General features: G+C 69.9%; 14 protein-coding genes, 1 pseudogene and 2 CRISPR repeat arrays. Of the genes and pseudogenes, 10 read left to right on the top strand and 5 right to left on the bottom strand.

The annotated features are described in order from the left end of the window. A partial coding sequence (locus tag ACWD3D_RS07420; RefSeq protein WP_451459959.1) for an alpha/beta fold hydrolase occupies positions 1-360 on the bottom strand: 360 nt, incomplete at its 3' end. Between the two features lie 355 nt (positions 361-715). Further along, positions 716-3,307: a CRISPR direct-repeat array (repeat unit 29 nt; unit sequence CGGTTCACCTCCGCTCGCGCGGAGAGGAC). A 171-nt stretch (positions 3,308-3,478) separates the two neighbouring features. On the opposite strand from ACWD3D_RS07420, the gene cas3 reads away from it, so the two are divergent. From cas3 to cas2e, 8 genes are all read left to right on the top strand, one after another. After that, a complete protein-coding gene (cas3, locus tag ACWD3D_RS07415) occupies positions 3,479-6,343 on the top strand; it encodes a CRISPR-associated helicase Cas3' (protein ID WP_451459958.1) in 2,865 nt (954 codons plus the stop codon). A 156-nt stretch (positions 6,344-6,499) separates the two neighbouring features. Continuing rightward, complete coding sequence (gene casA / locus ACWD3D_RS07410) at positions 6,500-8,110, top strand: type I-E CRISPR-associated protein Cse1/CasA (protein WP_451459957.1); 1,611 nt, start codon at positions 6,500-6,502, stop codon at positions 8,108-8,110. After that, entirely contained in the window at positions 8,107-8,868 is a 762-nt protein-coding gene (gene casB / locus ACWD3D_RS07405; RefSeq protein ID WP_451459956.1) for a type I-E CRISPR-associated protein Cse2/CasB, read from the top strand. Before casA ends, casB begins: the two co-directional genes overlap by 4 nt. A 54-nt stretch (positions 8,869-8,922) precedes the next feature. Next, the gene (gene cas7e / locus ACWD3D_RS07400) at positions 8,923-10,104 is read left to right on the top strand and encodes a type I-E CRISPR-associated protein Cas7/Cse4/CasC (protein WP_451459955.1); all 1,182 of its coding nucleotides are present in this window, start codon (positions 8,923-8,925) and stop codon (positions 10,102-10,104) included. Next, positions 10,101-10,973: a type I-E CRISPR-associated protein Cas5/CasD gene (cas5e, locus tag ACWD3D_RS07395; protein ID WP_451459954.1), complete on the top strand. Its 873-nt coding sequence runs from the start codon at positions 10,101-10,103 to the stop codon at positions 10,971-10,973. The genes cas7e and cas5e overlap by 4 nt, the downstream gene beginning before the upstream one ends. Continuing rightward, complete coding sequence (gene cas6e, locus ACWD3D_RS07390) at positions 10,970-11,635, top strand: type I-E CRISPR-associated protein Cas6/Cse3/CasE (protein ID WP_451459953.1); 666 nt, start codon at positions 10,970-10,972, stop codon at positions 11,633-11,635. The genes cas5e and cas6e overlap by 4 nt, the downstream gene beginning before the upstream one ends. 71 nt (positions 11,636-11,706) lie before the next feature. Continuing rightward, positions 11,707-12,624 carry a type I-E CRISPR-associated endonuclease Cas1e gene (gene cas1e / locus ACWD3D_RS07385; RefSeq protein ID WP_451459960.1) on the top strand — a complete coding sequence of 306 codons (918 nt, stop codon included), beginning with the start codon at positions 11,707-11,709 and terminating at the stop codon, positions 12,622-12,624. A 28-nt stretch (positions 12,625-12,652) separates the two neighbouring features. After that, a complete protein-coding gene (cas2e, locus tag ACWD3D_RS07380; protein WP_451459952.1) occupies positions 12,653-12,964 on the top strand; it encodes a type I-E CRISPR-associated endoribonuclease Cas2e in 312 nt (103 codons plus the stop codon). 18 nt (positions 12,965-12,982) lie between these two features. Continuing rightward, a CRISPR array of direct repeats spans positions 12,983-13,316; the repeat unit is 29 nt; unit sequence GTCCTCTCCGCGCGAGCGGAGGTGATCCG. Between the two features lie 92 nt (positions 13,317-13,408). Here the strand turns inward: cas2e and ACWD3D_RS07375 are convergent. Beyond that, entirely contained in the window at positions 13,409-14,365 is a 957-nt protein-coding gene (locus tag ACWD3D_RS07375; protein WP_451459951.1) for a transposase family protein, read from the bottom strand. A 113-nt stretch (positions 14,366-14,478) separates the two neighbouring features. Here ACWD3D_RS07375 and ACWD3D_RS07370 point away from each other — a divergent pair, with 113 nt between their 5' ends. Together ACWD3D_RS07370 and ACWD3D_RS07365 are read left to right on the top strand one after the other, a co-directional pair. After that, positions 14,479-15,138 (top strand): MSMEG_1061 family FMN-dependent PPOX-type flavoprotein, encoded by a 660-nt coding sequence (locus ACWD3D_RS07370; RefSeq protein ID WP_451459950.1) that lies wholly within the window; start codon positions 14,479-14,481, stop codon positions 15,136-15,138. A gap of 133 nt (positions 15,139-15,271) precedes the next feature. Next, positions 15,272-16,338, top strand: a protein-coding gene (locus ACWD3D_RS07365) for an IS630 family transposase (protein ID WP_451459949.1) whose coding sequence is annotated in 2 segments (ribosomal slippage) — positions 15,272-15,715 and positions 15,718-16,338 — 1,065 coding nt in all. Because the reading frame shifts where the segments join, the coding sequence is not laid out codon by codon here. 371 nt (positions 16,339-16,709) lie between these two features. Here the strand turns inward: ACWD3D_RS07365 and ACWD3D_RS07360 are convergent. The 3 genes and pseudogenes from ACWD3D_RS07360 to ACWD3D_RS07350 all read right to left on the bottom strand — a co-directional run bounded on the left by ACWD3D_RS07360 (position 16,710) and on the right by ACWD3D_RS07350 (position 18,361). Further along, positions 16,710-17,270 (bottom strand): transposase, encoded by a 561-nt coding sequence (locus ACWD3D_RS07360; protein ID WP_451459948.1) that lies wholly within the window; start codon positions 17,268-17,270, stop codon positions 16,710-16,712. Positions 17,271-17,301: 31 nt separating this feature from the next. Then, positions 17,302-17,643 (bottom strand): annotated as a pseudogene (locus ACWD3D_RS07355) (transposase family protein); the annotation flags it as partial. Further along, positions 17,549-18,361, bottom strand: a complete 813-nt coding sequence (locus tag ACWD3D_RS07350) for a hypothetical protein (protein WP_451459947.1) — start codon at positions 18,359-18,361, stop codon at positions 17,549-17,551. The gene ACWD3D_RS07350 and the pseudogene ACWD3D_RS07355, both read right to left, overlap by 95 nt. Positions 18,362-18,670 lie beyond the last annotated feature (309 nt).

The raw sequence follows: 18,670 nt of genomic DNA, 5'->3' as shown, positions 1-18,670 counted from the left end.
CGAGGCCACCCGATGGGGGTGGCGCAGCGCGAGGTCGGCACCGATGGCGCCGCCGATGGAGCAGCCCGCGTAGCCGAAGCGCTGGACGCCGAGGGAGTCGAGGGTCGCGATCAGCCGGTCGCCGAGTTCGGCGACGGAGACCGCCGGACGGGCCGGTGCGCCGCCATGACCCGGCAGGTCGTACCGCAGCACGCGGTAGTGCTGGGAGAGGTCCGGTATCTGGCGGTCCCACATGTGCCATGTGGTACCCAGGGACGGCCCGATCACCAGGACCGGCGCGTCTTCTGGCCCGTCAAAGCGGTATTGCAGGGTGTTCGGTAGTGTCTCGCTCACCCGCCCGACCCTCTCATCTCTCACCATCGCTCACGGAACCGGGTCGGCCCTACCGGCCGCGCCCCTTCATCTGCGAGGGCGACCCCAGCGCGGGCCCACCCGCCGGACGTCCGTGGAGCCCGTCCCACATGACGGCGGCAGCGCGCAGGTCCTCCACGCCGGGCTTCACGTAGAGCCCGTAAGACGATCATGGTCGGGTCTTCTCGAGGCGTCGGTAGCAGATGAGGCTGCAGGCGAGGGAGACGAAGGCGTCGTGGAGTTCGGTACGGCGTTCCCAGCGGACGGCGAGTCGTTTGAAGTGGTGGAGCGGGGCGAAGGTCTGCTCGAACCTCCGCTCGCGCGGAGAGGACTCCGTCGAAGCTGCGCACCGCAGCCTTATGTGCGGTTCACCTCCGCTCGCGCGGAGAGGACACGGCGAGTGGCACGTCGACCAGCACGAGGATCGGTTCACCTCCGCTCGCGCGGGGAGGACACCAGCAGGCGCTCGGAGTTGACCTTCATGAACGGTTCACCTCCGCTCGCGCGGAGAGGACGAGGAGGCCCGACCGCTCACGTGGGACCACGTCGGTTCACCTCCGCTCGCGCGGAGAGGACCGGCGGCCCAGACGCGCCGATTCCTCCGGAGTCGGTTCACCTCCGCTCGCGCGGAGAGGACCATGGTGCCCCCGTGGAAACTGCCGACCTGATCGGTTCACCTCCGCTCGCGCGGAGAGGACCCGGTACCGACGCGGAGGCCGGTGACGGTCAGCGGTTCACCTCCGCTCGCGCGGAGAGGACATCAAGTCCTTGCAGGACTCATGGATGAGGAGCGGTTCACCTCCGCTCGCGCGGAGAGGACGACGCCATTGCCACCCGCTGGCTCGACCAGTACGGTTCACCTCCGCTCGCGCGGAGAGGACTGGCTGATCGCGCTGGTGCTGATCCCGAGGACCGGTTCACCTCCGCTCGCGCGGAGAGGACTCCGATGCGGGGGTCGGGGCCGAGAAGGTGGGCGGTTCACCTCCGCTCGCGCGGAGAGGACCGACCTGCTGGCCGAAGCCGTACCCAACGCGACGGTTCACCTCCGCTCGCGCGGAGAGGACATGATGTGCGCGATGGCGCGGGACCGGACGGTCGGTTCACCTCCGCTCGCGCGGAGAGGACATCTGCGCGTACCCGGCGAAGTCGGCCGGCGCCGGTTCACCTCCGCTCGCGCGGAGAGGACCAGGACCCGGTGTACGCAGGCGTCACCGGGAGCGGTTCACCTCCGCTCGCGCGGAGAGGACTTCCAGAAGCGGGCCTTGATGGCCTTGCTGAACGGTTCACCTCCGCTCGCGCGGAGAGGACGCCATCCCCATCCCGGAGAAGCCCAGCTGTCGCGGTTCACCTCCGCTCGCGCGGAGAGGACTTGGAGAGGCCGTCAATGACGTACCGAAGCCCCGGTTCACCTCCGCTCGCGCGGAGAGGACGGCGCGCTGCTGTTCGGCGGCGATCCGGTTCGCGGTTCACCTCCGCTCGCGCGGAGAGGACACGGACGTGCCTGGGGTCGAGAGCTGGGCGACCGGTTCACCTCCGCTCGCGCGGAGAGGACGAAGTCGAGGTACAGGTCGAGGTGGTCGAGAACGGTTCACCTCCGCTCGCGCGGAGAGGACGGGCAGATCGACGTGTCCAAGCTGCCCGTCGCCGGTTCACCTCCGCTCGCGCGGAGAGGACGGCGGCGCCCACTGGTGCCAACCCACGGGCGGCGGTTCACCTCCGCTCGCGCGGAGAGGACGCCGCGGTCGAGTCGGCCATCCCCTGGCTCGCCGGTTCACCTCCGCTCGCGCGGAGAGGACGCCGACCGATCGCTCGGCGCGTGCTCCGCCAGCGGTTCACCTCCGCTCGCGCGGAGAGGACCAAGGCCACTACCCGGTTCTCGGGGCGGTGGCCGGTTCACCTCCGCTCGCGCGGAGAGGACCGCGGCCAGCCGCTGCCGGGCCCCGACGAGTCCCGGTTCACCTCCGCTCGCGCGGAGAGGACCCAGAGGGGGTAGCCGCTCATGTCCGACCGGTCGGTTCACCTCCGCTCGCGCGGAGAGGACTCGCCCTGGTTGATCCACCGGTGGATCGTGGTCGGTTCACCTCCGCTCGCGCGGAGAGGACGGCCGCGGCCCAGGGTTGCCGGATAGTCAGGGCGGTTCACCTCCGCTCGCGCGGAGAGGACTCCGAGCGTCCACCACCCGCTGGGTGAGAGGGCGGTTCACCTCCGCTCGCGCGGAGAGGACCTGGCCGCTGTTCAGGTCGCCTTCGGGAAGGGCGGTTCACCTCCGCTCGCGCGGAGAGGACGCGGGGGACGTCTCGGTCATGGGTCAGCTCTCCGGTTCACCTCCGCTCGCGCGGAGAGGACGTCGGGTTGCCGGATGAGCCGCTCCCGAAGCACGGTTCACCTCCGCTCGCGCGGAGAGGACATCAACCCGGCCACCACCACCGACGCCATCAGCGGTTCACCTCCGCTCGCGCGGAGAGGACCAAGGCGGTCGGTGTGACCGATCGACTGCTGGCGGTTCACCTCCGCTCGCGCGGAGAGGACATGACCGCGCTACAGGAGTCGACGCTCCTCAACGGTTCACCTCCGCTCGCGCGGAGAGGACCTCGTCGTAGACCCCGACGCCCAGGGGCGGGGCGGTTCACCTCCGCTCGCGCGGAGAGGACTCGACGTGGTGGTTCCCGGTGTGTTCGCACGGCGGTTCACCTCCGCTCGCGCGGAGAGGACATTCACAGTCCGAGTCCCATCAGCGCGTTGTCCGGTTCACCTCCGCTCGCGCGGAGAGGACGGCGCCCGTGGCTTCGACGATCACGAATCTTCCGGTTCACCTCCGCTCGCGCGGAGAGGACCAGGTCGGCCATGCCCCGGGAGTGTTCAAGCACGGTTCACCTCCGCTCGCGCGGAGAGGACAACGTCCAGTCCGGCAAAGGCTTCCCGACATCCGGTTCACCTCCGCTCGCGCGGAGAGGACCCTTCGCGACCTGCCCTTATCCGACCGCTTTGCAGTTTCTTTGCCGAGCTTCGCCTGTCACGCTTCCCGCCCCTTCGCCGTCGCGCAGCGAGTGTAAGGCTCATCCCTCACATCGGTGCCTGATTTCCTGATCTGGGGCTGTTGTCAGTGGGTGGTGCTATCTCTGTGGTCATGTCGAAGCGCGACGGGGCGGGGGCCTCGGGGGACTGTCTTCTGGATGTTCGGCTGTGGGGCAAGGAACACGGGCTGCCGCGGCCTTATCCGGTGATGTGTCATCTCCTCGATACCGGGGCGGTGTTCCAGGGGTTGTGGGACGCCGTTCTGGGCGAGGAGACCAAGGCTGCCATCGCCACCGTGCTCGGCCTGGACCCCACGGAGGCACGCGCGGTCGTGTCGTTCTGGGCGGGGTTGCACGACCTCGGCAAGATCACTCCCCCGTTCCAGGCGCAGGTTCCTGTCTGCTACGGGCCGGTTCGTGATGACCCCGCGTACGTCAGCGCGCCGGGCGCTGAGGCCGAGAGACGATTTCGTCACGAGATCGCCTCCCACTGGGCTCTGAACTCGCTCTTCCAGGAAGCGTCCTACCCCAGTGAGGTACGTCGCCTCCGCACGTCGGTGAGCCACCAGATCGCCCAGCTGCTCGGTGGCCATCACGGTCTCTTCGGCGGTGTGCTGAAGGCCAAGGAGGCGGCACAGGCCGGTGCGTACAACGCCGGTCTCGGGGGCCGAGGTTGGTCCGACCAGCGACGGACGCACTTCAACGAATTGCGGCGGGTCATGGGCGCGTTCGCGGTTCCCCGGGGCGGGTTACCCGCCGGGCTGGCGGTGGTGGTGTCCGGGCTGGTCGTGGTGGCGGACTGGCTGGCGAGTCAGACGTCCGCCATCGAGGCACGCATGCCCGCTCCCGGCTGGTCGGGTACGCCGGCGGAGGTCGATGCCCACTGGCAGGGTGGGGTGGAGATGGCTCCGGGGCTGGTGCGGGCGGCGCGGCTGGGCCGGGCGCGGTTCTCCGCCGGGGAGTTCGGTGAGATGTTCCCGTTCGCCCCCAACAGCTTGCAGCGGGATCTCGTGGAGCATCTTCCCGGGCTGGTCGGGGAGCACGGTTCCGGTCTGGTGCTGGTGACGGCTCCGACGGGTGACGGGAAGACGGAGGCGGCGTTGTTCGCGGCCTCGTTGCTGGGGCGGGCGGCTGGCGCCCGGGGGGTGTACTTCGCGCTTCCGACGATGGGTACGGCGGACGCGATGCTGCCCCGTGTGGAGTCCTTCGCCTCCCGGGCGATGTCCGGGGAGCGTGCCCTGATGCTGCTCCACTCCATGGCGTGGCTGAGTGCCCCCGGCAGCACGGACGGAGCGGTCACGCTCGACACCGCGCTGGACGGCGGGGCGCTGAGCGCGGAGAAGAACACCGCGGTGGAGGCGGACGCGTGGTTACGAGGCCCGAAGCGGGGCCTGCTCGCTCCGTTGGGTGTGGGGACGATCGACCAGGCGTTGAGTGCGGTACTGCCTTTGCGGTACAACGCGTTGCGCCTGTTCGGCCTGTCGGACAAGGTGTTCGTCGTCGATGAGGCGCACGCGTACGGCCCGTGGATGCACCAGCTCCTCGTACGCCTGCTGGAGTGGCTGGGGGCGATGGGCGCCCCGGTCGTCCTGCTGTCGGCCACCCTGACGGGCCGTTCGGCCGGATCGCTGGTGGACGCCTACCGGCGCGGTGCCGGGTTCCGTGAGCCGTCGCAGGTGGTGCCGCGGTATCCGGGCTGGCTGTTCGCGAGCGGCACTTCGGGGGAGGTGTCCACGGCTCGGAGTACCGCGAGCAACCGGGCCCGGACTTTGAAGGTGTCGCATCGGCCCGTGACGTGGGATGTCGCGGAGCCGGCTGGTTCGCCGGTACACGAGGGAGGCCGGCGGGCGGCGCTGCGAGAGGTCTTGGCGCCGGTCGCCACGGAGGGTGGCACGGCGCTGGTGTGCTGCACGACGGTGGCCGAGGCGCAGCGGACGTACCGGGATGTGTGCGCGGCGTTCCCCGGGCTCGCCGCGCAGCCCGGTGGTGTGAGGTTGCTGCATTCGCGGTACCCGGCTGATGTGCGGGCAACGATCACGGCGGAGTGTGAGGCCGCGTACGGGAAGCCGGGCGAGGGGACCCTCTCGGTGCGTCCGGGGTCGGTGCTGGTGGCGACGCAGGTGGTGGAGCAGTCGCTGGACTTCGATTTCGACCTGGTCGTGAGTGATCTGGCTCCGCTGGCCCAGTTGTTGCAGCGCGCCGGGCGTGCGCGAAGGCATCGCCGCGGGCCTCTTGGCCGGCCGGGGTGGGCTGCCGCGGAGGACGAGCCGGAGTTGGTGGTGCTCGATCCGCAGGTCGTGTCCGAGATGACCCCGCCCCGCTCCTGGGGGTCGGTCTACGACACCGGGCTGCTCTTGCGCACGTCACGGATCCTGGAGAAGTGCGCGCCGACCGGTGTCGCGGTGCCCGGTGACGTACAGCGTCTGGTGGACGAGGTGTACGAGGAGGACTTCGTCGACGAGCCCCAGGAGGCGGTTCGTGCGGAGTTGGCGCGGTTGGACGAGGAGCGGCTGGCGGACGAGGCGGCCGAGCGACATCTGGCGACGTGGGCGAGCATCTGTGCCCCGGCGGACGTGAGGGGCGATCTCAGCAGGCTGTCGGTGCGGGAGGCGGGGGTGACGGAGGAGTTGCTGACCACACGCCTCGGTGCGGACACCGGCCGGGTGCTCTGCCTGTACGAGCAGGCGGACGGGACAGCCACCCTCGACCCCGGGGGCAAGGTACGGGTCCCGGTCGGCGGCCGGTTCGGCCTCACGGCGGCGGAGTTGGCGGGCGTCGCGCGGCGGGTGGCGCCCGTGCCCGGGCGGTGGCTGCGGGGCGGTGAGCTGGAAGTGGCGGTTCCGGTGAAGTGGGGCACCCATCCCTCACTCCGCGACCTCGTTGTACTGCGTATGAGCCCCACCGGTGGCGGGGCGTGGGCCTGCCGCCACGGGCGTTTCACTCTCTCGATATCCGAGGTCGGCCTCGAAGCTGAGTGATCTTCACGTCCTGATCACCTGACCCTCACATTTCCGCTACTTTTCAAGTGCGGTTCTCCCTCGACGCGTTGACGAAAGCCCGCCGTCGTCGCGCAAGCGGAGGGTCTCCACCGGCCCTTCCCTCCAGCGCCGCCTGAATGACGACAGGACATCTCCATGCCCACCGGCACGTTCAACCTGATCGACCAACCCTGTGTCCCCGTACGCTGGAAACCCGGCAGCACGGCCAGTACCACGGCCGGCCTCCGGGATCTGGTGGGATTGCGTGAACTCCTGCTGCACAGCCACGACATCGAGTCCCTTGCCGTCCCGGACGCTCCCGCGCACGCCGCGCTGTTGCGCATCCTCTACGCGCTCACCGCGCGTGTCGCCGGCCTGAGCGAACAGGGCGCCGACGGCGACTGGGACGAACGCCGCTCGGACGTTCTCGACGCCGGACAGCTCCCGCCCGACGGGGTCGACGCGTACTTCGAGGAGTTCCGGGACCGGTTCTTCCTGTTCGCGCCGGGCGGGCGCCCGTGGATGCAGGATCCCCGGCTGGCGGAGCAGTGCGACGCCTCGAACACCGCCGGGGTCAACAAGCTCATCGTCACCCGTCCCTCGGGCAACAACCACTCCTGGTTCCGGCACGACACCGACACCGCCCCCGAACCGCCCACCGCTCCCGAAGCGTTCCTCAGCCTGCTGGTGTGGCACTACTACGGGCCGTCCGGGCGCTGTTCGTCGCGCGAGGTGAACGGGTCGAAGACCGCGAGCGCCACCGCTGGTCCGCTGCGGACCGCCCTGTCGTACCACCCCGAGGGCACCTCGCTCTTCGAGACGCTGCTCGCCGGCCTCGTACCGCCGGAGGACACCGTGAACGGCGCGGAGGACCTGTGCCCGTGGGAGCAGGACGACCTGCCGGACCCGGACCACCCTGTGCGGGAGTCGCGGGGGCCGCGTTCGCGGCACACCGGCCGCTCGCAGCACGCCCTGCTCCTGCTGCCGGACGAGGACAGCACCCATGTGCGGGACGCGTTCATCACCTGGGCGTACCGGGGTGAGCGGTTGCCGCGCGAGGACGATTACCTGATCTGGCAGACCAGCCGGCAGGGCAACCGCTACCCGCGCCCGGCCGATGCGGGGCGGGCGCTGTGGCGGGACTTGGACGCGCTGCTGCTCCAGCATCCGCCGGCCGGCAGTGCGCACCCGCAGCAGCCACGGGTGTTCCGTTCGGCGGTCGAGGTCTCGGAAGACCTGCGGGTGCGGGCGCTCGGCTTCGATCAGGAGGGGCAGGCCAAGGACACGCAGTTCGTCGACGCGAGCACCCCGGCCGTCCTCGGGTACGCCGAGGACAACGACCCGCGCACCGTCCCGGCCGTCGGCCGCCTGCGCCAGTTCGGCGAGCTGTACGGGCGCCGTCTCGACCGGGCGGTCAAGCGCGCCTGGGCCGCGTACGTCAGGGACGCCAAGGCCGACGGCACCGCGTGGGGGGCGGAGGCCGCTGCACGGTACTGGCCGCATGCCGAGGCGGAGTTCTGGGCACGCTTCCGCCTCCTGGACCGCACCGGAGAGGTCGCCGACGGCGGTTTCGACCCGGCGGCCACCCGCCGGGCGTTCCTGCGCCTGGCCGAGGAGACGTACGACACCGTGACCCGGCCCGTCACCCGTACCCTGCGCGGCGCGAAGGCCGTCTCGGAGGCACGCATCGACCTCTACGGCGGCACCCCGAAGAAGACGGCGGCCGTGCCCGGCCCCCGGACGAAGCTCAAGGAGCCCACCGCATGACCACCATTCCCCCGCCCCCCGCACAGGACGCCGTCAGCCCGTCGGCAACGGCCGGCGGCTTCCCGCAGCAGAAAAGCACGCCAAGGGTGGGTAGCCCGCATGCGTTCACCGACTGGGTGTCCCAGGTCAGCCGTGACGACCCCGGTGCGCGCAGCGCTCTGCGCAGCGGGCTGCGGAAGGACCTCGACTCCGTGCGGCGCATGCACCGCTTGGTCGCGCCGTGGCTGCCGGAGGGACGCTCGGCGGACGTGGAGCGGGCGTACTACGCGGTCGCCGCGATGATCGCTTCCCAGTCCCGCAGCGCCCTGACCGCTCCGGACACGGAGAAGAGCACGGACGACGACCCGGTACGAACCGGCGGCGAACAGATGCCCGCCACAAGCGTGCGGCGGCGTCGGGTCAGTCTCGGCACGGCGTTTGCGACCGCGGTCGCCGATGGGCCGGGCCGGGAGAAGGAGATGCGGGCGGGGACGGCGGAGAGCCGCCTCAACCTCCTCACCCGCCAGAGCGTCAACGGCCTGCACCGGCACCTGCCCGCCTCCGTCGGATACCTGCGCTCGCTCGATGTCGACGTCGACTGGGCGCAGCTCCTCGACGATCTCTCCCACTGGCGCCGGAACTCGGGGCGGATCTCGCGCACCTGGCTCCAGGACTTCTACCGGCTGCGGGCCAAGGACGCCGCGCGGCAGGCCGACGAAGCGGACGAGAAGGAACTCGCAGCGGATGCGGGTCCGGCTGCGGCCCCCGCGTCCCTCTGACATCGAACCAGCACCCACCCCACGCACGTATCCGTACGAAGGAGTCACACCCTCATGGCCATGGCCGCCCGCTTCATCGACATCCACATCGTCCAGAGCGTCCCGTTCGCCAACCTGAACCGGGACGACACGAATTCCGTGAAGACGGTCCAGTACGGGAACGTGCTGCGGACCCGGGTCAGCAGCCAGTCCTGGAAGCGGGCCACCCGGGGTGAGTTCGAGGCCCGCGTCGGCCAGGCGGCGCTGCGTACCCGGCGGATCGGCGAGCGCGTCACCCGCCTCCTCGCCGAGGGCAGGGGGTGGCCGGAGCCGCTCGCAGAGAGGGCGGGAGCGCACGTGGCGGCGGCCAGCAGCATCAAGTTCGAACTCGCCAAGGACTCGAAGGACCTCAAGCAGACCGTCCCCAACAAGGTCCTCACCAACGCGATGGTGTACGTCCCCGAGACCGCGGTGGCGGAACTCGCCGACCTGGCCGGGGAGTACCGGGAGGTGCTGGAGGCGGCGAAGGACATCAAGAAGCCCGCCGACAAGAGCGTCCTGCCCTCCGATCGGGTAGAGGCGGTCCTGCGTTCCCGCAACGGGGTGATCAACCTCTTCGGCCGCATGCTCGCCGAGGTCGACAACGCCGGGGTCGACGGAGCCGTCCAGGTCGCCCACGCGCTGACCACGCACGAGACCGATGTCGAACTCGACTATTTCTCCGCCGTCGACGATGTCACCTCGACCTGGGGAGACCAGACGGGCAGCGGCCACATGGGCCACACCGAGTTCAGCGCCGGCACCTTCTACCGGTACGCCACCATCGACCTGCGCGACCTCGCCCGCAACATCGGCGACGACCCCACCGAACTCCGCGAACTCACCGCCGCGTTCCTCAGCGCGTTCATCCTCTCCCTGCCCCAGGCGAAGAAGAACTCCACCGCGCCCCACACCATCCCCGACCTCGTCCACCTCTCCGTACGTACCGACCGGCCGCTGTCCTACGCCGCCGCGTTCGAGAGCCCCGTCGCCGCAGCCGGGCAGGGCGGCTTCTCCGCCCCCTCCCGCACCACCCTGTCCGACTACGCCGCAGCCGCGAACCGGCTCATCGGCACCACCGGCATCCTCACCTCCGGCTGGGCCGGCGTCGACGCCAAGGACCTCGAAGCGCTCGGCACCCACCACACCGGCTTCGACACCCTCATCGACGCAACCCTCGACGGCGCACTCACCGCACCCGCCGGAGACGCGGCATGATCACCACCCCGCTCCCGGACGCGGAGCCGGGGATTCTGCTCCGTCTGACCGGGCCCCTGCAGTCCTGGGGCCTGCACTCCCACTTCAACGAACGTGACACCGCCCCCTTCCCCACCCGCTCCGGCGTCCTCGGCATGCTCGCCTCCGCTCTCGGACGCCACCGCGACCAGCCCATCGACGACCTCACCACGCTGAACCTGACGGTGCGCACCGACCGGCCCGGGGTACTGCTGCGCGATCTGCACACCGTGGGTGGCGGGCTCCCCGGGAAGGAGACAGTGACCACCGCCGAGGGCAAGAAGCGCCCCGGTGACACCGGCACGCTCCTCACCCACCGCTACTACCTGGCGGATGCCGCGTTCACCGTCGCCCTCACCATCCCCCGGGCAACCGCCGACGGCCGTGCGCTCCTCGAACGGTGCACGCAGGCCCTGCGTTCCCCCCGGTGGTCCCTGCACCTCGGCCGCCGCTCCTGCCCGCCGGAGGGCCCCGTACTGATCGGGCAGAGCGAGGACGCCCTGCACCACCTCATCCACCTCCCGCTCGCCGCCCGCCCCACCCGCAACCGGAACCAGGAACAGGAGGGCGTGGCGGTGGAGTTCCTCGCCGACCGCCCCCTGACCCACCTGCCCGCCCCTGCCCACATGGTCGGTACCACCCACGAGGACGGCACTCGCCCCTCCAGCGAACTCAACGACCAGCCCATCAGCTACCACCCGAGCCGCCGCGGCTACCGTGCACGGCCGCTCTACCGGCGCACCCTGCTCCTGCCCAACTCTCAGTTCGCTGGGCTCGGAGCACGCCAGCTCAATGCCCTGGGCCACTACTGCGAGACCCGGCTCCACACCCCTGAAGGGAGCCGGCGATGACGCTCTGGCTCACCCGCCTCGTCCCCAACCCGCGCTCCGCCGAGGCCCGGCGCGACCTCGGCGACCCCGTCGGCATGCACCGCCGGCTCATGAGCCTCTTCCCCTCCGACGCCGGCCCCGACCCCCGCGCCCGCTTCGGCGTCCTCCACCGCACCGAGGACACCCCCACCGGGCCGCACCTGCTCCTCCAGTCCACCCACGAGCCCGACACCAGCCGTCTCCCCGACGGCTACGGCACCGCCGTCACCCGTCCCCTCGACGCGCTGATCGACGCGATCCGTCCGGGGCTCACCGTCCGCTACCGGTGCGCGGCCAGCCCCGTCCGCAAGCCCGGCGCCACCACCCGCGCCCTCTACAACCTCCCGCCCGTCGTCGCCCTCACCGGAGCGGCGGCGGACGAGTGGTGGATGCGCCAGGCCGACCAGAGCGGTCTCAAGCCCCTCACCCACCACGCCCAGCCCTTGGACGCCGTCCGGGGCGAACGCCGCCCCGCCGCAGGCACACCACCGCAGCGCATCCGCCACGCCCGTATCCAATTCGACGGCACCGCCGCCATCATCGACACCGACCTCCTCAAGGCCGCGATCCTGAGCGGCATCGGACGCGGCAAGTCCTACGGCTGCGGTCTCCTCAGCATCGCCCCCGCGAGGCAGCCCCAGTGACCCCACGCCCCGCCTCCAAGCCGCTCACGGGGGCCAACGCCCGGCGCAAACTCGCCGCCCCCACCGTCGCCATGCTCCCCCGGGTCGCCGACTCCCTGTCCTTCCTCTACCTCGACATCGTCCGCATCCACCAGGACGACACCGGAGTCTGCGCGGAAGTCACCAGCGAGCAACACGGCACCGACACCGTCTACCTCCCCACCGCCGCCCTCTCCTGCGTACTGCTCGGCCCGGGCACCTCCATCACCGCACGCGCCCTGGCCACCTTCGCCCGCAACGGCACCACCGTCGTCACCACCGGCTCAGGAGGGGTCCGCTGCTACTCCGCCGCCGTCCCCGAATCCCTCAGCACCCTCTGGCTCGAACGCCAGACCCGCGCCTGGACCGACGACACCCGCCGCCTCGCCATCGCCCAGGCCATGTACGAACTCCGCTTCGGCGACGGCACCGCTACCGAAGGCACCAACCTCGACAAACTCCGAGGCATGGAAGGCCAACGCGTCAAAACCCTCTACCAACTCCTCGCCCGCCAGTACAAGATCGGCCGCTTCCGCCGCTCCTACGACCCCGACTCCTGGGACAGCCAGGACCCCGTCAACCTCGCCCTGTCCTCCGCCAACACCTGCCTCTACGGCATCGTCCACGCCGCCATCACCGCCCTCGGATGCTCCCCCGCCCTCGGCTTCGTCCACAACGGCAACCAACAAGCCTTCGTCTACGACATCGCCGACCTCTACAAAGCCGAACTCACCATCCCCCTCGCCTTCTCTCTCCACGCCTCCACCAACCCCGAAGCAGAAGCACGCCGCTCCTTCCGCCACGAACTACGCCTCTTCCAGCTCCTCCCCCGCATCGTCACCGACATCCAGCAACTCCTAGACCCCACCCACACCTACGAATGCCCCGACCCCGAAGAACAGCTCGTCGACCTCTGGGACCCCGTAGTCGGCTCCGTCCCCGCAGGCATCAACCACGGGAAATCGGCATGATCCGCCCACTCGGAGGACAGGGCACCCCATGTCCTCGATGATCGTCATCTCGGCCTCCGCCGTCCCCGACCACCTGCGCGGCGCCCTCACCCGCTGGCTCCTCGAAGTCACCCCCGAGCTCTACGTCGGCACCGTCTCCGCCAAAGTCCGCGACGAACTCTGGGCCGCAGTCGCCGCCAGCACCCACGACGGCATCGCCGTCCTCGCCCACCCCGCCGACAACGAACAAGGCTTCACCCTCAGGACCGCGGGCACCCGCCGCCGCGAACCCGTCGACTTCGACGGACTCACCCTCATCGCCTTCCGCAGAGAAGGTCAAGAAATGGCAAACCCCTTCTAACGTCGCAGGTCAAAAAGGGTCCTCTCCGCGCGAGCGGAGGTGATCCGCCTCCGCCGCCATCAGCAGCTACTGATCAGGAGTCCTCTCCGCGCGAGCGGAGGTGATCCGGTCGCCTCCGGCTGGTCGGTCTGGGTGCCGATGTCCTCTCCGCGCGAGCGGAGGTGATCCGGCGATGGGCCTGCCCGCGTCGCAGATGCTCGCGTCCTCTCCGCGCGAGCGGAGGTGATCCGAACCCGTGGCTGATGGCGCTCGACTCCGCCGAGTCCTCTCCGCGCGAGCGGAGGTGATCCGACATGAGCCTCGACCAGATCGTGGTCTGCGCCGTCCTCTCCGCGCGAGCGGAGGTGAGCCGGTCCAGTTCCGCCTGACGGTTGGCTTCCCTTACGGGCTGACCCGCGATTGATCTTGGGGCGTGTTCGTCTGAGGGTTCGGCTGGCTGGCGATTCAGCAGGCCGCGGTGCGGACGTGCACCAGTTCGGTGCTCGGCTTGTGCCGAGTGGGCCGCTTGGCGGCGCGGTCGGAGACCAAAGCGGCGATGGCGAGGTGAGTCTCGCCATAGGTCTCGCGGTGGCCGATGTACCGCTGGAGCGGACGCCACTGCCGGACTTCGGCGTTGGCGTGCTCGACGCAGATCCGGCGGGAGGACTGGCGGCGTTTCATCTCGCGCCAGCCGTACCGTTCGGTGACGGGCCCATCGTTCATGTCCTTCGGCTTCTTGGGCGGGGCACTGACCTGGTCGGGGAACTCGTTGGCCAGGCCACGGTAGCCGTCGTCGACCTCAGCCTTCACGCCTGGGTGCCGGCGGAACTGCTCGGCGATGCCCTCGGTGCGCACGGCGGTCTGGTCGTGCATCCGGCCTGGGCGCTGGGCCCCGGACCACAGGGTGCGGCCCTGACCGTCGCTGATCGTGGTGGTCTTGACAGTGTTCTGCCTGCGCTTGCCGGAGACGAAGGCCCGCCGGCGGGGACGGCCTGCGTGTGGGCGGCGCACCTGGGTCTCCATCCCGTCGATCCGCAATGTAACGCCCTCGGCTGCGGCATAGGCGAACACGTCCTCCAGGGTCCGCAGCCGGATGCCGGGCCGTTCGGGGACGGCGAACCCACGGTCCGCCAGCAGCGGGCGAACCTCCTGGATCGCCCGGCCGATCGTGGAAGAGCCCACCTCGTAGAGCACGCCCAACGCCTCGTGAGTGAGCCCAGTCCGGAGATGAACCAGTGTCACCAAAAGCCGTTCGGTGAAGACCAGTTCGTACTTCGGCCCGGCCCCGGCCTCCCGCCGACGGTCGCCCTCACGTCGCTTATGGCGCCCGGACTCACAGCGCGCCACCCAACGCGGGGCGAGTTCTGCGATCAAGTCGCCCAGATGCTGGCGCGACAGTCCGCAGAAGGCAGGTTGGGACATGGCCGCGCGGGCCTGTCTGATCTTCACACGCCAGACAACTCGCGAGGCTGTCTCTATGTCCCCACACTCACCGACCAAGATCAATCTCAGGTCGGCCCATTAGGGTCGGAGGCATGACGACACCCCTTGCCTCCAGCGTCTTCGACTCGCTCCGCCTCGACGCCGTGCCCGATCAGGAGACGCTGCGCCAGACCTACGAACTCCCCAACAACGCGGCCGTGCGCAAGCAGATGACCGAACTCACCGCACAGGCGCGGTGGTTGATCGGCTGCTCGTCACTGGTCCTAGTCGCCAGCGCAGACGCCGAGGGCAACTGTGACGTCTCCCCGCGCGGCGGCCCCGCCGGGTTCGTCGCCGTCTTGGATGCACGGACGGTGGCGATACCGGACGCCACCGGCAACAAGCGTCTGGACACCCTGCAGAACGTCATCGCCACCGGACGGGCCGGGCTGCTGTTCCTCATCCCGGGGCGTACCACGACGCTCAGGGTGAACGGCCGGGCCTGCGTCTCCACCCGCCCGGAGCTGTTGTCGCAGCTGACCGCCGTGGGCAAACCGCCGGCCAGTGCGCTGGTGCTGGGGATCGAGGAGGTCTACCCGCACTGCCCCAAGTCGCTCCTGCGCAGCGGAGCCTGGAAGCCGGAGCAGTGGCTGTCGGCGGACGCCCAGCCGACCTCGGCCGAGGTGACACTGGCCCAGCTGCGGATGCCCGAGCTTACGATCGCTGACATCGAGCAGGCGGAAGCGGACTCGCTGAAGTACCGGTACGAGTGACGAGCCGACCAGCGATTGCCGAACTCCCAGACAGCACACCGCAAGATCAATCGCGGGTCAGCCCGTTACTGAGATCGAACTCGTGAAGTCATAAGGGCTGACGAGGGGTGTCTGCCTGCGATGTCACGGGAGGATGAGGTATCCACAGGGTGGCGGGTTGACCGCTGAACGGCACTGCAAGCGCGAGGAGTTACGGCTCCAGGCAGCTGAGCGGTTCGCTCGGGGCGAGGGCAGTACGGCGATCGCCAGGGATCTGCGGGTCAGTGTCCGATCGGTGCAGCGGTGGCGTCACACGTGGGCCGAGGGCGGCCCGCGATCCTTGTGGTCGCAGGGGCCCGCGTCGCTGCCGCGACTGAGTGAGAAGCAGTTCGCTCAGCTGGAGTCCGAGCTGGCCAAAGGGCCGGCCGCGCACGGCTGGGAGGACCAACGCTGGACTCTGAATCGTGTGAAGACGGTGATCGGACGGCGCTTCCACCTCACGTACACGATTCAGGGCGTCCGCAAGCTGTTGGTGCGCAACGGCTGGTCCTGCCAGGTCCCGGCCCGTCGTGCCATGGAGCGGGACGACGACGCAGTGGCCGGGTGGGTCAAGGAGGTGTGGCCCCGCGCGGAAGGCTAGCGGCGGCCCGTGGAGCCTGGCTGGTCTTCGAGGACGAAGCCGGCTTCTCCATGACGCCGTCGCAAGCCAGGACCCGGTCCCAGCGCGGGCGGACCCCGGTGGTGCGGGTCCGCGGCCGCTCACGCAGACGGATATCGATCGCCGCGCTGACCTGCTACAAACCCGGCCACCGATCCCGGCTGATCTACCGGCCGCGACGGGACGACGGCAACCGTGACGGGCGCAAAAGCCTCTCCTGGCGCGACTACCGCGACCTGCTGGTCGCAGCCCACCAACAACTCGGCGGCCCGATCGTCCCCATCTGGGACAACCTCAACGTCCACAAAGCCGCAGGCCTCCGGGAGTTCGCCGACTCCCGTGACTGGCTGACCATCCTCTACCTGCCGCCCTACGCCCCCGACCTCAACCCCGTCGAAGGCATCTGGTCCCTGCTACGTCGCGGCTGGCTTTCCAACGTCGCCTTCTCCACGCCAGAACATCTCATCCGCACGGTCCGGAGCGGTCTACGGCACATCCAGTACCGCAGCAACCTCATCGACGGCTGCCTCGCCGAGACCGGCCTGACCATCAGATCTGCGTAACGACACCACGAGTTAAACCTCAGTAGGGTCGACGCAGACGTCTCCAGCACCGCGCCCTACGCCTCTCCAGGAAGCCCCACCAGACCCCGGTGGGGCTGCTTCGCGGCTCAGCTCTCACGCAGCTCTCACGGACCAGGCGGACGCCCTCGCACCACAAGACCCTGACCTGGCACTACGCGTCTGGCTTGCCCAACTGGACACCGCTGGACGGCCTTTACCACATGTGCCATGTGGTACCCAGGGACGACCCGATCACCAGGACCGGCGCGTCTTCTGGCCCGTCAAAGCGGTATTGCAGGGTGTTCGGTAGTGTCTCGCTCACCCACCCGACCCTCTCATCACTCACCATCGCTCACGGAACCGGGTCGGCCCTACCGGCCGCGCCCCTTCGCCTGCGCGGGCAGCCCCGGCGCCGACCCGCCCGCCGAACGCCCGTGGAGCCCGACCCACATGACGGCGGCGGCGCGCAGGTCCTCCACGCCGGGCTTCACGTAGTACCGCGTGCGGGAAGGCGAGCCCGGTGACGGTTGCGGCCTTGAGCCGGCGGATCTCGTCGCGGCCGTGGCCGGCGGCGCGAGTCTTGTCCAGCAGGGGACGTCCCGCCAGGGAAGCTTCTTCAGCGTCGCCTGCAAGGTGGGGTGGTTGCCCTTGACCACGGCGATGTAGTGGGCCTTCTTGTCCTCGACGAGAAAGCGGGCGTGCTCGGTCTGCGTCAGCAGGGCGTCGAACGTGACGACAGTGCGTGCGAGTTGGAGCGGAGCCAATAGCGGCCGGAACGCGGTGATCTCGTTGCTCTTGGAGTCGACCTGACGCTGGGCGATCACTGTTTTCTCGCCGTGTACGACGGCAGCGAGCAGGTGGATCGCGGTCCGTACGGCGGTGCGCGAACCGCAGGGACTTGCCGTCCACCGCCAGGGCCCGCAGGCCGTCATCGGGTTCGAGCTGATCGGCGAGCCAGTGACCGACAGTCTGGTCGAGGGCGTCAGTGTCGATCCGGGCGAGCAGATGGCCCAGCGTGCAGGCGCGCGGGACGGCAGTTCCCAGGCCCAGACGGACCCTCAGCTCTGGAGGCATCCCGGCCACGAAACGGGCGATGGCCGCCAAGGTCGCGGAGCCACCGAGGACGGCAAGGGTGCACACGGCCGGCAGCGCGCCGAGCCGGTAGCGGCGGCCGTGGCACCGGCGCGGATCAGGCAGAGCCTGGAGCACCTCAGCGAGGCGGGCCGGTTCCTCGAGCTCGCCGGTCAGCGGGTCCGCTATGCGGGCATGGTGGCGGGAGAGGACTTCGATGGTGGAAACGGGCATACGGACGCGACCCCTGGACGGTCGATGGCTCAGACACCTCGTGCGTCAGGTTCCGCCGACTGTCGGTGGCCACCTCTGTGACGTAGACGCGGCCGGCCTGTCCGGACCAGCAGCGTTCGAACTCCTCCCCGGCAATGAGGAACCGTCCACCGGCCGGTGTCGCGCGAGCTGCGGTGATGCGGGCCTCGGCGTCCTTGCGCTGCCGGTCGACGACGCGAAGAAGGGCAGGCAGCAACAGCAGCTGGGTCTTGGTCCGCTGGTCCATCCGGGACTTCACCCGGGACCTGGACTTCTTCGTCGCACACTCGCTCGCCTTGATCGGACACGGCGCCACCCAGGGCGCCCACCGCGCCGGATCGTCGGCTGCCCAGCGGGCGATGTCCTGGCAGAACGCCCGGACGAATACCAGCTCGCTGCGGAAGTTCACCCGCGGCCGCACCGGGTGGCCCTCGGCGTCACGAATGTGGGCCAGACGTTCCTTCCACACCTGCGCGACGTCCGGCGCCAGTCGCAGCGAGTCGATGCCCGGATGGTGGATCTCCAGGTCGCGCCAGAACAACCGGCGCAGGTTGCGGGCGATCGAACGCAGCGAGACGTGGTCGAGCTCGGGCGCTCGCTCGGTGAAGTACTCGACCAACAGATCACGGACGGCCCGGCACTCGATGCCGTACCCGTCGACGATCTGCTCGACGCTGCGACGGCCCTCGATCCGAAGCACCCACAGCCGCAGTGGTGCGCCGGCCGCCCGGCCCCCGCGCGTGAGGGCTTCCGGTGGGGCTCTGCCTGCTGACCGTCCGGGGCGGGGACGAACGGCTCATCGCCGCAGCCATGTCGATGGAGCCTCGCCGGGCGTAAGGGCTTGCCGATCATCAAGGTGTTGCTTTCGGAGCTGGGGAAGAGCCGACACCTGCGTCGGCCGGCCCGAAAGGGCTGGCGCCGGCGTTCCAGCCGAAAGCCCCGCCCGCCGCGTGATACAGCGTGGCGGCCGGGGCTCACTCGGCGAAGGAGACACGACCGGTCGGACGCG

It is taken from the genome of Streptomyces sp. NPDC002690 (assembly GCF_053592415.1).
Note: the sequence above shows the minus strand (reverse complement) of the source record. Positions and strands in the feature narration are given on the sequence as shown.